Here is a 13417-nt window from a genome sequence, read left to right as displayed (position 1 = left end):
TCTGAGGTTTTAGAGCGGTTTCACTGAAAAATAATGACTTCACGGTGGTTTGCGAATGAATGTTAATGTTTGCAAAAAAACGTGTGAGGCCAGCGAGGTGTAGTTTGAAAAGTCGAGAAGCGTCAATTTCAAGCCAGAGTTGCTCTCACTATTTTTAGCTGAGAAGTCGCGTTTTTTAGTCAGGGAAAAGACTGGCGAGATCGTGGCTGTCTGTTAGGTTGCACGGGCTACGATCTACACAGGCGATCCAATATCGGGCCGGAAAACGCGAGGGGAAAACGATGCAAAAACCTGTTCAATTCGGTGTCCTTGGCGCGGCCAAGTTCGCGCGTCAGTATATGGCCCCGGCGATCCACGCGGCGAATGGGGCGCGGTTGGCCGGGCTAGCGACCTCGGACGCGGCCAAGACCGAGCCTTTTCAGGCCTTTTGCCCGGATATGACCGTATATGACAGCTACGACGCGCTGCTGGATGATCCCGAGATCGAGGCCGTCTATATTCCTCTGCCAAACCACATGCATGTCGAATGGAGCCTGAAGGCGCTGGACGCGGGCAAACATGTGCTGTGTGAAAAGCCGATGACGATGCAGGCGGCTGAGTTCGATGCTCTGATCGATAAGCGCGATCAGACAGGTTTGCTGGCGGCTGAGGCCTATATGATCGTGCATCACCCTCAGTGGCAGTTGGTGCAGAAACTGATCGCTGATGGTGCCATTGGCAAGCTGGTCCATGTGACCGGCGCGTTCAGTTTCGACAATCGAGAGGAAGTGACCAACATTCGCAATCGTGCAGAGACCGGCGGGGGCGGGCTGCGGGATATCGGGGTGTACGTTATCGGCGGCGCCCGGTTTGCCACAGGCCAGGAGCCCTCCGCGGTTCAGTCCGCGGTCCGTTGGCAGGACGGCATCGACACGTTCACCGAAATTCGCGCGCAATTCCCGAGCTTTACCTATTCGGCCTATGTCTCGATCCGGATGCACCCGCATCAAGAGATGGTGTTTCACGGCGAGGGCGGTGTTATCCGCCTGACAGCCCCGTTCAACGCGCGGGTGTTCGGCGAGGCGCGGGTCGAGGTGCATCGACCGGGGCTTGAGGTTCAGGTGACCCGGTTCCCAGGCGACGATCACTACAAACTGCAAGTTGAGGCCTTCTGCCGCTCGGTCCGCGACGGGGTGGCCTATCCATGCCCGCTGGAATTCTCGCGCGGGACGCAAGAGATGATTGATCGCGTGTTCGCGGATGCCGTTCCCCTCTGACTTGCCAGCAGTCGCCCGCAGCGCGTATTCTGTGCTGCATCCACAAAAGGAGAGGTGTCATGGCCGGAGGTTGGGCCCGCGATGGTGCGGTCAGTGAACAGATCGAAGCGTCGATCTCCGACGAACTGGCCCGCATGCAGGCGCAAAAACGCCCCGTAGGCGAAAGCCTGACCCATTGCGCGGAATGTGAGGAACCCATTCCCGAAAAGCGCCGCTAAGCGCTGCCCGGTGTCAAGCTGTGTCTGGACTGCCAGCAGGATAGGGATGGGACCTATCAGCAACGGGCAGGCATCAACCGGCGCGGATCAAAAGACAGCCAGTTGAAATAGGCTAGGCGCAAGATGCCTAACTCTGCTGCGAAACAACCAATGATGCAGAACGGGTTGCTACTTGGGTTTCTAGCCGCGTTTCTCTGGGGCACGCATAGTGTAATCGTACGCTATCTGACGAGCGATCTGGGTGGACTGCAGATCGCAGTGACCCGCTTGTTCATCGCGGCACTGGCGATTTATTGCATTTTGCGGGTCATGCGTGTGCCCGTTTCGATCGAACACAAAGACTGGAACTTTCGGCTAGCCGTACTGTCGACTTTCGTGAACTATGTCCTGTTTCACATAGGGCTGGAACATACAGGCGCCGCCAATGCAATGGTCTTGGAAAACACCGCCCCGTTTTTCGTGCTGCTTTTCCTTTATTTCTTTGCAGATACACCAGTTACGCGCGTGGATGTACTCGCCACGATACTAGCGATTTTTGGGGTGTTCCTGACCGTGTTCCGAGATTTTCAGGGTGGCGGAGAGCCTTTGTTCGGTGATCTTTTGGAAATTGGCGCAGGGCTTAGTTGGGCCGTGTTTCTGGTTTCAAGTAGCCGGGCCATGCGCAATTCGACCTCAACAGCCGAGCGATTGAACTTTCTATTCGGAATTTTTGTCTGCGCTGGTGCACTGTTGCTACCATTGGCTGCGTTTTCCCTGCAAACCCCGACGGCGAAGGATGTGATTTTTCTGATCCTACTGGGCGTCCTTCCCACGGCGATGGCCTACTACCTCTGGTACGAGGCCGCCGCGCGCGTATCGACCTTGACGGCAACGTTGATGTTTGCCGCTTCTGTCGTTTTCACGTTTATCAATTCGGCGCTGTTCCTGGGGGCCGCGATCACACCGATTGCGGCCCTAGGAGCTATTTTGATTGTGGCTGCAGTCTTCCTGACGACAAAGAAACAGGAGTGATCAGCCCTCCATCGCTTCCAGTTCGTCAATGAATCCCGAGATCATCGACAGGCCCTTGTCCCAGAACTTGGGATCGCTTGCGTCCAGCCCAAACGGAGCGAGCAGATCCTTGTGGTGTTTCGACCCACCGGCGCGCAGCATCTCGAAATACTTGTCCTCGAACCCCTCAGCACCGCTTTCGTAGACCGAATAAAGCGCGTTCACGAGGCCGTCTCCAAACGCATAGGCGTAGACGTAGAAGGGGGAATGCACGAAATGGGGGATATAGGCCCAGAACGTTTCATACCCTTCCATGAATTCGAATGACGGCCCGAGGCTTTCCGCCTGAACGCTCATCCATAGGGCGTTGATGTCGTCCGGGGTCAGTTCGCCCTCGCGGCGGGCGGCGTGCAGCTTGCATTCGAAATCGTAGAAGGCGATCTGGCGGACGACCGTGTTGATCATGTCCTCGACCTTGCCAGCCAGAAGCACCTTGCGCTGTTCCTTGGTTTCGGCCTTGTCCAGCATTTTGCGGAAAGTCAGCATTTCACCAAACACGCTAGCGGTCTCGGCCAGTGTCAGCGGGGTCGAGGACAGCATCTCGCCCTGATCCGCCGCCAGGACCTGATGGACACCGTGGCCCAATTCGTGTGCGAGGGTCATCACATCGCGCGGTTTGCCCAGATAGTTGAGCATCACGTAAGGGTGGACATCGGTCACGGTCGGATGGGCGAAGGCGCCGGGCGCTTTACCCGGCTTCACCGCCGCGTCGATCCAGCCTTTAGAAAAGAACGGCGAGGCAATCTCACCCATGCGCGGATCAAAGGCGCTATAGGCATCCATCACCGTCTTCTCGGCCTCGTCCCAGCCGACGATGCGGGTGTCTTCCATTGGCAGTGGCGCGTTGCGGTCCCAGACCTGCATCACGTCAAGCCCCAGCCATTTGCGTTTGAGTTCGTAGTACCGGTGGCTCAGCTTGGGGTAGGCGGCGACCACGGCTTCGCGCAGGGCTTCGACCACTTCGGGCTCGACGTCGTTCGACAAGTGGCGACCGGTCTGAGCGGTTGGCATGTTGCGCCAGCGGTCGACGATTTCCTTTTCCTTGGCCTGCGTGTTGTGAACGCGGGCGAAGGTTTTGATGTTCTCCTGAAACACCGAGGCCAACTCGCGCGAGGCCGCCTCGCGTTTGCTGCGGTCCTGTTCGGTCAGCAGGTTCAGGGTGCCTTCGATGTTCAGCTCTTCGCCGTCGACGGTGAAGGTCAGGCCCGCGATGGTTTCGTCGAACAAACGCTCCCACGCGTCACCGACAACGCCGAGGTCGTGGAGGAATTTCTCCAATTCGTCAGGCAGTTGGTAGGGTTTCATCGCGCGAATGCGGCGGAAGACGGGCTCATAACGCGCAAGATCAGCATTGGCCGCGAAATGCGCCTGCAGAACGTCGTCTTCGATGCGGTTGATCTCGAGCGTGAAGAACACCAGAGGGGTGGTGAAGACGGTTATCTTTTCCTGCATGTCCGACAGGAATTTTGCGCGATCGGCGTCGGTCGTAAGTTGGTAGTAGCGCAGACCGGCGAAGGACATGATCCGCCCGGCGATGGCGTTGATCTTTTCGTTGCGATGCACACAGGTCAGCAGGCCTTCGGCGTCCAGATCGGCCAGTTTGCCTTCGTAGTCTGCCGCGAATGACGCGCATTCGCCCTCAAGCCAGTCCAGATCCCGCGTCAGCTCGGCCGCCTCTTCCGAGGCATAGAGGTCGGTCAGGTCCCATTCGGGCAGGTTGCCAAGGTTGTCGGAACCGCCGACTGCATTTGCATCACGGACGGGAAAGGGCAGGTCGCGCATGGAACACCTCTGAATAGCATTGTTGCCAAACATCTAGGGCTGGCGCGCCCGGATCACAAGCCGCCAGTCAAGATCAGTGCCGTGCGGACGCCTTAGGGGCGATTTGCCAGAAAATGCGCGGTCAGCTCGTCCAGAACCGGGTTGCGAACTTCGGGGGCCTCCATCAGCACCTCATGCTCACCATCGGGGATCTCGACCAGACGGCCGTTGGGCCAGTTCGCCATCCGTGCCCGGATCGCCTTGCGGTCAACGATCTGTTCGTGGCTGCCCAGATAGGTCAGGCACGCGGTGTCAGGCGCCGGTTGCTCCATCAGCCATTCACATTCGCTGAGCGCCTCACGCAACCACTGGTTGGACGGGGCGCCCAGCGCCAGCTCAGGGTGCGCCTTAAGTTGATCCTGCATCATCTTGAACATGTCCGGGTCACGCGTCAGGGAGTTACCCTCGAACGGTTCCGCCAGAACATAGCTGGTCAACGAAGTGGTGGGCGGGGTGCGTTCCCCCAATCCCAGCGCCGTGCCCCAATAGGCGGTCAGACGGCTTAGGGGCTTCATGAGCGGGACAAAGAAAATGCCCCACATCGGCCCGGTAAACGCACAGGCTGCAAAGCAATCGTTCTGGATGACCGCGCGCAAGCCGATGGCGCCCCCCATCGAATGCCCGATCACGTACCACGGGCGCGGCAGGTCCAGTGTCTCAGCCAGTTCCAGCACCACGGCGACGTCATGTTGATAATCGGTGAATTTATCGACATGCCCGATGCGGGGTTCGTCCAGCATGCGGTCGGCCAAACCCTGTCCGCGCCAGTCGACGGCGAGGGCGGCAAATCCGCGATTCAGGAATTCCCCTGCGGTGCTCGCGTATTTCTCGATGTACTCGGTGCGGCCCGGAAACAGGAAGACCGTGCCGTTCTTTGCATCCTCGGGCAGCCAATGCCCGACACGGATGCGTTTGCCGTCGGCGGTGTGGAGCCAATGGGCTGTACCACCGGCAGGGTCGCCGGCCACGTCATCATAAAAGGGGGCCGGCGAGTACTCCATCAGGCCAGAACCGATGCAAGCTGCATGGCGATTCCCATGTCACCGTCGACGCTGAGCTTGCCGGACATGAACGCGCCGGTCGGGTTCAGATCGCCGCTGAGGATCTGTTCGAACGTGTCCGCATCCGCGCTGAGTGTCACATCTGCTTCGTCATCACTGACGCGGGCACCGTCTCCGTCCAGAACAATTGCGCCCAGATCGGCGATTGCAAACTTGGCGGACGCATCAAAGCCACCGCCGGCTAGCTTTTCGTTCAGCGCGGCCGCAGCCTTTTCAAGAATCTCGCTCATGCTTTTCCTCATATTGTTTATGCGCCGTGAATGGACATCCTCGGTCGCAACGCTACACTGACCATTGTTATGGGTATTGCAATCACCAATCTCAAAGGTACCGTTGCGGCACTTGCCGTTCTAGTCATGTTTTCCACCAGTGGTGGAGCGCAACAAGCGGATTCCCGCGACGAAGAAGCGCTGTTGAGGCAACTGGCGCAGGCAACGCCAGAGCAGGCCATCGGTTTGGATCGTCAGTTGCAGGCGCTCTGGTCGCAATCGGGTTCAGCCTCGGCTGATCTGTTGCTTGAGCGGGGGCGCGAAGCGCTGGATGACGGCGATATCGAGGCCGCGATCGAACATCTCACCGCGTTGACCGACCACGCGCCCGAATTTGCCGAAGGCTGGCACGTGCGGGCCTCGGCCTTTTTCGGCATCGACCGGTTTGGAATGGCAGCCGCCGATCTTGAACACGCGCTGACCCTCAACCCGAACAACTATCAGGCTATTTACGGTCTGGGCCTGATCTTCGAGGTCGTCGGCAAACCCGATCAGGCGCTTGAGGCTTATTCCCGCGCGTTGGCTATACATCCCCATCATGAAGAAGTAACCAATGCCGTGAATCGGCTGAAGCCTCAGGTTGAAGGCAAGGCGCTGTAAGTCTCAGGGCGCAGGGGGCAAAGGTGAGCGGGTCATCCCGAGTAGTGGCCGTACTTGGCCCAACGAACACAGGTAAAACTCATTACGCGATCGAACGCATGCTGGGGTATCGGACTGGTGTTATCGGCCTGCCTCTGCGTCTGCTCGCGCGTGAGGTCTATGACAAGATCGTCGCCATTCGCGGCCCCTCGGTCGTGGCGCTGGTGACCGGCGAGGAGCGGATCGTACCGCCGCGCACGCAGTACTGGGTCTGCACAGTCGAGGCGATGCCCGAAGGCATGGGCGCCGATTTCGTCGCGATTGATGAAATCCAGCTCTGCGTGGATCCCGAGCGTGGCCACGTCTTTACCGACCGGTTGCTGCGGTCGCGGGGAACGAATGAGACGCTGTTCATGGGGTCCGACACCATGCGCGGCCCGATTGCGGCACTGGTGCCCGAGGCGCAGTTTGTCCGGCGCGAGAGGATGTCTCAGCTGGTGTATTCGGGGTCGAAAAAGATCAGCCGAATGCCCCCGCGCAGCGCCATTGTCGGGTTTTCGGTCGAAAACGTCTATGCCATCGCAGAACTACTGCGTCGCCAAAAGGGTGGGGCCGCTGTGGTGATGGGCGCGCTCAGCCCGCGCACGCGAAACGCGCAGGTCGACCTGTATCAGAATGGTGAGGTCGACTATCTGGTGGCCACCGATGCCATCGGGATGGGCCTGAACCTGGATGTGAACCACGTGGCGTTTTCGTCCCTGACCAAATTCGACGGTCGCCGGATGCGCCCCTTGGCCCCGAATGAGCTGGCCCAGATCGCGGGCAGGGCAGGCCGGGGCATGTCGGATGGCACGTTCGGCGTGACCGGCGAGGCCCCGCCATTGGACGAAGGCGTTGCGCAGGCCATCATGGACAGCCGCTTTACGCCGATGAAAAAGCTGAACTGGCGGAATGCCGCCCTTCGCTTCGGCTCGGTGGATGCGCTGATCGACTCGCTAGAAGTCAGTCCGAATGATGAACATCTGACCAAGGCCCGCCCTGCAGACGACCTGAACGTGTTGAAATCGCTGTCCCAAGTGACTGAGGTCGCAGCCCGCGCCAGCGATGGCCCGTCGATCCGTTTGCTATGGGATGTGTGCCGAATTCCTGATTTTCGGGGCATTAGCCATTCGGAACATGCCAATCTGCTCGAGGTGATCTACGGCCACCTGCACGAACGCGGCGCGATCCCGGACGACTTCATGGCGCGGCAAATCCGCCGGATTGACCGCACGGATGGAGATATTGATGCGCTGTCCAAAAGGTTGGCTTATATTCGCACTTGGACATATGTTGCGCAACGAAACGGCTGGGTCCGTGACGAATCGCATTGGCGTGAGGAAACGCGCACTGTAGAAGACAGGTTGTCGGACGCTCTGCATGATCGTTTGACGCAAAGATTTGTGGACCGGCGCACCTCGGTGTTGTTGCGCCGGCTCAAACAGAAGGAGGCCCTTTTGGCCGAAGTAAATGACAAGGGTGAAGTGACCGTCGAAGGCGAATTCGTCGGTCGTCTGGAAGGGTTCCGGTTTACACCGGACAAAAGCGCGCAAGGGGCTGAGGCGAAAGCGCTCAAGTCGGCCTCATTGCAAGCACTCGCGCCGCAATTCCATCTGCGTGCCGATCGCTTCTACAATGCACCCGATACCGAAATTGATTTCACGGATCAGGGCGGCCTGATGTGGGGCGAATACGCTGTCGGCAAACTGGTTGCCGGGGCCGAGCCTCTCAAGCCGATGGTCGAGGTTTTTGTGGATGAGGCCGCGGGGCCGGACGTCGAACAGAAGGTGCAGCGCCGTCTGCAGCACTTCATCGACCGCAAAGTGGCCGCGCTTTTCGAACCGCTGCTGAACCTGTCGAGAGATGAGGAACTGTCCGGTCTGGCGAAAGGCTTTGCCTTCCGCATGGTCGAGGCGCTGGGCGTGCTGCCCCGCGCGCAGGTCGCGCAAGAGGTCAAGGATCTGGATCAGGACGCTCGCGGCGCGCTGCGCAAGCACGGCATCCGTTTTGGTCAGTTCACCATCTTCATGCCGCTGCTGCTGAAACCTGCTCCGACGCGCCTGCGTCTGGTTCTCTGGGCACTGTCCAGTGGTCTGCAGGAATTCCCCGAGGCACCGCCCCCGGGTCTAGTTACTATACCGGTCGCAAAGGATGCGCCGCAGGGCTACGATACCATGTGCGGCTACCGCGATGCGGGCGAACGCTCGATCCGGATCGACATGCTGGAGCGTCTGGCCGATATGCTGCGCTCTGAGGACAGCCGGGGCGGCTTTGAAGCCAAACCTGACATGCTATCGATCACCGGCATGACGCTGGATCAGTTTGCGGACCTGATGCAGGGACTGGGCTACAAGGCCGAACGCGGCGAGCGTGAAAAGGTCAAAGCGGCACCGGCTGAGGCACCAGCGACTGAAGCGGCAGAACACCCCGCCGCCGAAGAAACGCCGACCGTCGAGGCCTCGACAGATGAGGTCGCCGCACCCGCCGAGGCGCCAGCCGAGGCCACCGAAAGCACCGAGGCGGCAGCCGAGGCTCCGGCCGCAGAACCCGCAAGTGACGAACCAGAGGTTGAGGTGTTCTACACCTTCACATGGGGCCGTCAGCGCCAGCAAAATCGCGGCCCTCGCCGCGAGCAGGGGCAGGGCAAAGGCAAGCCGCGTGGGAAACCTCAGGACGGTCGCAAGCCGCAAGGCAAGAAGGGCGGCAAGCCGCAGGGCGCAAAATCCTTCTCTTCCCGACCTCCGAAGAAGGAAAAGGCGATCGACCCCGACAACCCGTTTGCAGCAGCGCTGATGGGTTTGAAGGGCGGCAACTGATCCGTCATGGATCAGGCCAAGCTGCGGATCGACAAATGGCTCTGGCAGGCGCGGTTCTTCAAGACCCGTAGCCTGTCGGCCAAACAGGTCAGCGGCGGCCATGTCAGGCTGAACGGCAACCGGGTCCTGAAACCCGCCCAGACGGTAAGCCCGGGCGACGTTCTAACCTTTCCGCAGGGTAAAATCATCCGGGTTGTGCGCGTTGAAAAACTCGGCGAGCGCCGCGGTCCGGCCCCCGAAGCACAAACATTGTACTTCGATATGACGGAAAAGCAGGACGCAGCGCCCCAAAACCCGTCATATGAGGGAAAAGGTCGTCCAACCAAGAAAGATCGGCGCGCGCTTGATCTTTCTCGCACGCCAAGCGGCCCCACATCTTGAAGCCAAACCCGGACTGAACTAGCTAGACGCCAAACCTGAATGGGATTCTGAACATGACCTACGTCGTTACCGAAAACTGCATCGGCTGCAAGTACACCGACTGTGTGGAAGTGTGCCCTGTGGACTGTTTCTATGAAGGTGAGAACACGCTGGTCATTCACCCCGACGAATGCATCGACTGTGGTGTCTGTGAACCTGAATGCCCGGCTGATGCAATCCGTCCCGACACCGAGCCAGGCATGGAAACTTGGGTCGAGTTCAACCGCAAATACTCTGAAATGTGGCCGGTCATCGTGACCAAAAAAGACCCGTTGCCAGAGGCGGAGGAGCGCGATGGCGAGGAAGGCAAGATGGAGAAGTATTTCTCCGAAGCTCCGGGGGAAGGCGGGTAAGTGATTCGCGCCCCATTTGGATGGCTAAGAAAAGCGGTCTGCAAAGCCTAATCCCTTGATTGCAGGCCGTTTATAAAAAAATTCCCTTAGGGAAACTTTTGAGTGTCCTATTTTTGTGATATACTCCATCCCTACATGATGACTGAGATTGGGATGTACTCCGTAAGTATGCTCGCTTTGGAGTTCTGAATTTGCGACAAACAGACCGCCTGCCGGGGCCACAATAGGCACCGAGCGTGGGTTTTTTGTTGTTCGCATCCCGGTCCAAAACCAAGGAATGAATTGAATGTCGAAGTCGAAAAAGCTTGAGTTCCGCCCGAACGACTATGTTGTCTACCCCGCCCATGGTGTGGGTCAGATCATTTCGATCGAAGAGCAGGACGTCGCTGGATTTTCGCTCGAATTGTTCGTCATCTCTTTTGAGAAAGACAAGATGACCCTGCGCGTGCCGACAAACAAAGTGACCGAATCCGGTTTGCGTTCGCTCAGCTCGCCGGATGTGATCTCTCAGGCGATGAAAACGCTGAAGGGCAAGGCCAAGGTCAAGCGGGCCATGTGGTCGCGCCGGGCGCAGGAATACGAACAGAAGATCAATTCGGGTGATCTGATCTCGATCGCCGAAGTGGTTCGCGACCTGCACCGCACCGATGACCAGCGCGAACAAAGCTATTCTGAGCGTCAGCTTTATGAAGCCGCGCTAGAGCGTCTGACCCGTGAGGTTGCCGCCGTGTCCGGAGACGGAGAGATTTCTGCCGCCAAGCAGGTGGATGATGTCCTGACTTCGCGCGCCGCTGCAGCCTAAGTCTACGACGATTGAAACTGCAAGGCCGCTCCGGCATCGGGGCGGCCTTTTTCGTTGCTTGGTGGATTGGTGAAAACCGGTTAGTTTTTCTGTAGATGCAAGCAGATACCGGTTCGGCATGAAGAAGACGGTCAAGTTCCTATATATCGGAAAGGCCCCGATTTCGGTCTGGTTCCGCTATGGGTTGATCCTGTTCGATGTGGTCACGATCATCTTCTTTGTTGCCACTGCGCATTTTCCGCACGGCCCATGGGTGACAGGGATCAGCTGGGTGGTTGGCTTTATTATCCTTCTGGATTTTTCGGCCAGAATGTGGATCGCCAAGGACCGCTGGAAGCTGCTGCGCAAGATTTACACGCTGGCGGATATCGTGGTGATCGTGTCGCTGATCCTCGACCCGTTTTTAACCGGCAATCTCGCATTCCTGCGTATCCTGCGCGCCCTTCGGCTGATCCACTCGTACCATCTGCTGTGGGATTTGCGGCGCGACAGTACCTTTTTCCGCACGCATGAAGATGCGGTCATCGCGGCCATCAATCTGCTGGTTTTCGTGTTTGCAACATCGACAGCCGTTCTTGTTTTTTTCATCCCTGAAGATGCTAAGAACCCCTATATCGACGCGCTGTATTTCACCATGGCGACCCTGACGACGACGGGATTTGGCGACATCACCCTGTCTACGCCTTGGGGCAAGCTGTTCTCGGTGTTTATCATGGTGGTTGGAGTTGCCTTGTTCGTGCGCCTCGCGCAGGCGATTTTCATGCCGCAGAAAGTGCGCCACAAATGCCCCAGCTGCGGGCTGTTTCGGCATGATCCGGACGCGGTGCATTGCAAGCACTGCGGCTGCACCCTGCGGATTGAGACGGGTGGGGTGTCTTAAAGCTGCGCTGCCATTGCGATCAAAAAGGTGATCTCAGCCAATTGCTGAGAAGCGCCGAGGATATCTCCCGTCTGGCCGCCTATCTTGGCCTTCGCCACGAGGGCCAGAGCACCCACGACGAGCGCGGCGCATAGGGCGGGCAAAATGACCTGCCCACCGATCAGCAACAGTCCCGTCAATCCCGCCAGAGCAAGCGAAACCGCGACAGGACCCACGGACGGGGCACCGATAGAATGGCTGAGACCGGATTTACGCGCATTGGGCAATGCAGCCATCAGCAAGGGCATGAAAGCGCGTGACACCATACAGGCGGCAATGATCGCCAGAAACGCACCGGCTGACAAAAGGGCGGCGACCGCTGCAATCCGTATCAGCTGCGAACCAATCAGGGACAGCACGCCATATGTGCCGATGTGGCTGTCCTTCATGATCTCCAACCGGCGTTCTGGCGTGAACCCGCCCCATAGGCCGTCAAACGTATCGGCCAGCCCGTCCTCATGCATTGCGCCCGTTGTCATGGTCAGGGTCGCCACGAGCAAAACGGCGCAGACGAATGGCGGAACCGACAGTGTGAGTGCAAGCCATCCGATGACGCAAGCCAATATACCAATCACCAAGCCGACCACCGGAAAGGCCCAAACCGCCTGCGCTTGCCGGGCAAAGACCCTCTCAGGCAAACGGGGCAAGGGCAGGCGCGTCAACAGGACCAGAGCCAACGGGATATCCCATGCGGAAACTGGATTGGTGTCGTTTTTTTGCACTTCTGCGCCTTTCGAGGCCTTGTTGGATTCAGTGCTTCGGTTAAACACACAGGACCACTCTGATGCAATGAGGCTTTGATGCTGCCTGAACTGAATGATTTGAACACGTTCCGCGACGCGTTGACCAACGCTCGAGGGCCGGACATGGCGGCGGCGGATGGCGCGGCTGAACGCAACGGTCAGTTGACCAAACCGCCGGGCGCACTGGGGCGGCTTGAGGATCTGGCGATCTGGTACGCGGCCTGGCGTGGGGATGCGCGACCGCAGGTTACGGCCCCTCAGGTCATTGTCTTTGCGGGTAACCATGGGGTCACGGCGCAGGGCGTTTCAGCGTTTCCGCCCGAAGTGACCGTTCAGATGGTGATGAATTTTGAACATGGCGGCGCGGCGATCAATCAGTTGGCCAAGGCGGCGGGCGCGAAGATGGACGTCCACGCGCTGGATCTGGATCATCCCACTGCAGATTTCACCCAAGCCCCGGCCATGAGTGAGGCCGAGTTGCTGAGCGCACTTCAAACCGGCTGGCAGGCGGTGGACCCGAAGTCCGACCTGCTGGTGGTCGGCGAGATGGGGATCGGCAACACCACCCCCGCCGCTGCTATTGCCTGCGCCCTTTTCGGAGGCGAGGCCGCCGATTGGACCGGTCGCGGTACAGGGGTCGACGATGCGGGCCTTGCCAACAAGACCCGCGTAGTGGCTGAAGGCGTTGCGCTGCATGGCAGTGACGACGGGTTGGAGGTTTTGCGCTGCCTCGGCGGGCGCGAGATCGCGGCCATGGCCGGAGCGATGGCGGCGGCCCGTATGTTGCGCATTCCGGTCATTCTGGATGGCTTCATCTGCACATCGGCCGCGGCCTGTCTGGCGCGTATCTCGCCCTCGGCTCTGGATCATACCATCGCGGGGCACCAAAGCGCAGAAGGCGCGCATGCAGCGATGCTCTCAAAACTGGGCAAAGAGCCGCTGCTGAGCCTCGGCCTGCGTCTGGGTGAGGGATCCGGCGGTGCGCTCGCGATCAACATTCTCAAGAGCGCGGTTGCCTGCCATTCGGGCATGGCAACCTTTGCTGAGGCGGGCGTCTCGGACGGATGACCC

General features: G+C 59.1%; 13 protein-coding genes and 1 pseudogene. 10 read left to right on the top strand and 4 right to left on the bottom strand.

The genetic code is table 11. The features are described from left to right. Positions 1–281 precede the first annotated feature (281 nt). From ACXAH8_RS09215 to ACXAH8_RS09205, 3 genes and pseudogenes are all read left to right on the top strand, one after another. A complete protein-coding gene (locus tag ACXAH8_RS09215; RefSeq protein ID WP_475217780.1) occupies positions 282–1256 on the top strand; it encodes a Gfo/Idh/MocA family protein in 975 nt (324 codons plus the stop codon). Between the two features lie 59 nt (positions 1257–1315). After that, positions 1316–1585: pseudogene (locus tag ACXAH8_RS09210) on the top strand (DksA/TraR family C4-type zinc finger protein). A gap of 12 nt (positions 1586–1597) precedes the next feature. Then, complete coding sequence (locus ACXAH8_RS09205) at positions 1598–2485, top strand: DMT family transporter (protein ID WP_475217778.1); 888 nt, start codon at positions 1598–1600, stop codon at positions 2483–2485. Here the strand turns inward: ACXAH8_RS09205 and ACXAH8_RS09200 are convergent, their stop codons facing one another. From ACXAH8_RS09200 to ACXAH8_RS09190, 3 genes are all read right to left on the bottom strand, one after another. Further along, on the bottom strand, positions 2486–4306 hold the full coding sequence (locus tag ACXAH8_RS09200; RefSeq protein WP_475217777.1) for a M3 family oligoendopeptidase: 1821 nt from the start codon (positions 4304–4306) through the stop codon (positions 2486–2488). A gap of 92 nt (positions 4307–4398) precedes the next feature. Next, positions 4399–5346 carry an alpha/beta hydrolase gene (locus tag ACXAH8_RS09195; protein ID WP_475217776.1) on the bottom strand — a complete coding sequence of 316 codons (948 nt, stop codon included), beginning with the start codon at positions 5344–5346 and terminating at the stop codon, positions 4399–4401. Further along, positions 5346–5636, bottom strand: coding sequence for an SCP2 sterol-binding domain-containing protein (locus ACXAH8_RS09190; RefSeq protein WP_170376483.1), 291 nt, complete (start codon positions 5634–5636; stop codon positions 5346–5348). Before ACXAH8_RS09190 ends, ACXAH8_RS09195 begins: the two co-directional genes overlap by 1 nt. 30 nt (positions 5637–5666) lie before the next feature. Here ACXAH8_RS09190 and ACXAH8_RS09185 point away from each other — a divergent pair, with 30 nt between their 5' ends. From ACXAH8_RS09185 to ACXAH8_RS09160, 6 genes are all read left to right on the top strand, one after another. Continuing rightward, positions 5667–6275 (top strand): tetratricopeptide repeat protein, encoded by a 609-nt coding sequence (locus tag ACXAH8_RS09185; RefSeq protein ID WP_475217774.1) that lies wholly within the window; start codon positions 5667–5669, stop codon positions 6273–6275. A gap of 23 nt (positions 6276–6298) precedes the next feature. Beyond that, the gene (locus tag ACXAH8_RS09180; RefSeq protein ID WP_475217773.1) at positions 6299–9109 is read left to right on the top strand and encodes a helicase-related protein; all 2811 of its coding nucleotides are present in this window, start codon (positions 6299–6301) and stop codon (positions 9107–9109) included. Positions 9110–9115: 6 nt separating this feature from the next. Further along, the gene (locus ACXAH8_RS09175; protein WP_475217772.1) at positions 9116–9490 is read left to right on the top strand and encodes an RNA-binding S4 domain-containing protein; all 375 of its coding nucleotides are present in this window, start codon (positions 9116–9118) and stop codon (positions 9488–9490) included. A gap of 53 nt (positions 9491–9543) precedes the next feature. Then, a complete protein-coding gene (fdxA, locus tag ACXAH8_RS09170; RefSeq protein WP_170469959.1) occupies positions 9544–9882 on the top strand; it encodes a ferredoxin FdxA in 339 nt (112 codons plus the stop codon). Between the two features lie 286 nt (positions 9883–10168). Then, positions 10169–10684, top strand: coding sequence for a CarD family transcriptional regulator (locus ACXAH8_RS09165; protein WP_170376497.1), 516 nt, complete (start codon positions 10169–10171; stop codon positions 10682–10684). 118 nt (positions 10685–10802) lie between these two features. Next, positions 10803–11564 carry a potassium channel family protein gene (locus ACXAH8_RS09160; RefSeq protein ID WP_170469956.1) on the top strand — a complete coding sequence of 254 codons (762 nt, stop codon included), beginning with the start codon at positions 10803–10805 and terminating at the stop codon, positions 11562–11564. Here ACXAH8_RS09160 and cobS read toward each other — a convergent pair. Then, positions 11561–12325 carry an adenosylcobinamide-GDP ribazoletransferase gene (gene cobS / locus ACXAH8_RS09155; protein ID WP_475217770.1) on the bottom strand — a complete coding sequence of 255 codons (765 nt, stop codon included), beginning with the start codon at positions 12323–12325 and terminating at the stop codon, positions 11561–11563. The two genes, ACXAH8_RS09160 and cobS, sit on opposite strands and share 4 nt — an antisense overlap. A gap of 78 nt (positions 12326–12403) precedes the next feature. Between cobS and cobT the strand changes: the two genes are divergently transcribed. Beyond that, positions 12404–13414, top strand: coding sequence for a nicotinate-nucleotide--dimethylbenzimidazole phosphoribosyltransferase (cobT, locus tag ACXAH8_RS09150; RefSeq protein ID WP_475217769.1), 1011 nt, complete (start codon positions 12404–12406; stop codon positions 13412–13414). Positions 13415–13417 lie beyond the last annotated feature (3 nt).

The sequence above is a fragment of the Ruegeria sp. ABV3_008 genome, from assembly GCF_056161185.1.
This window is presented reverse-complemented; position numbering and strand designations above follow the sequence as displayed.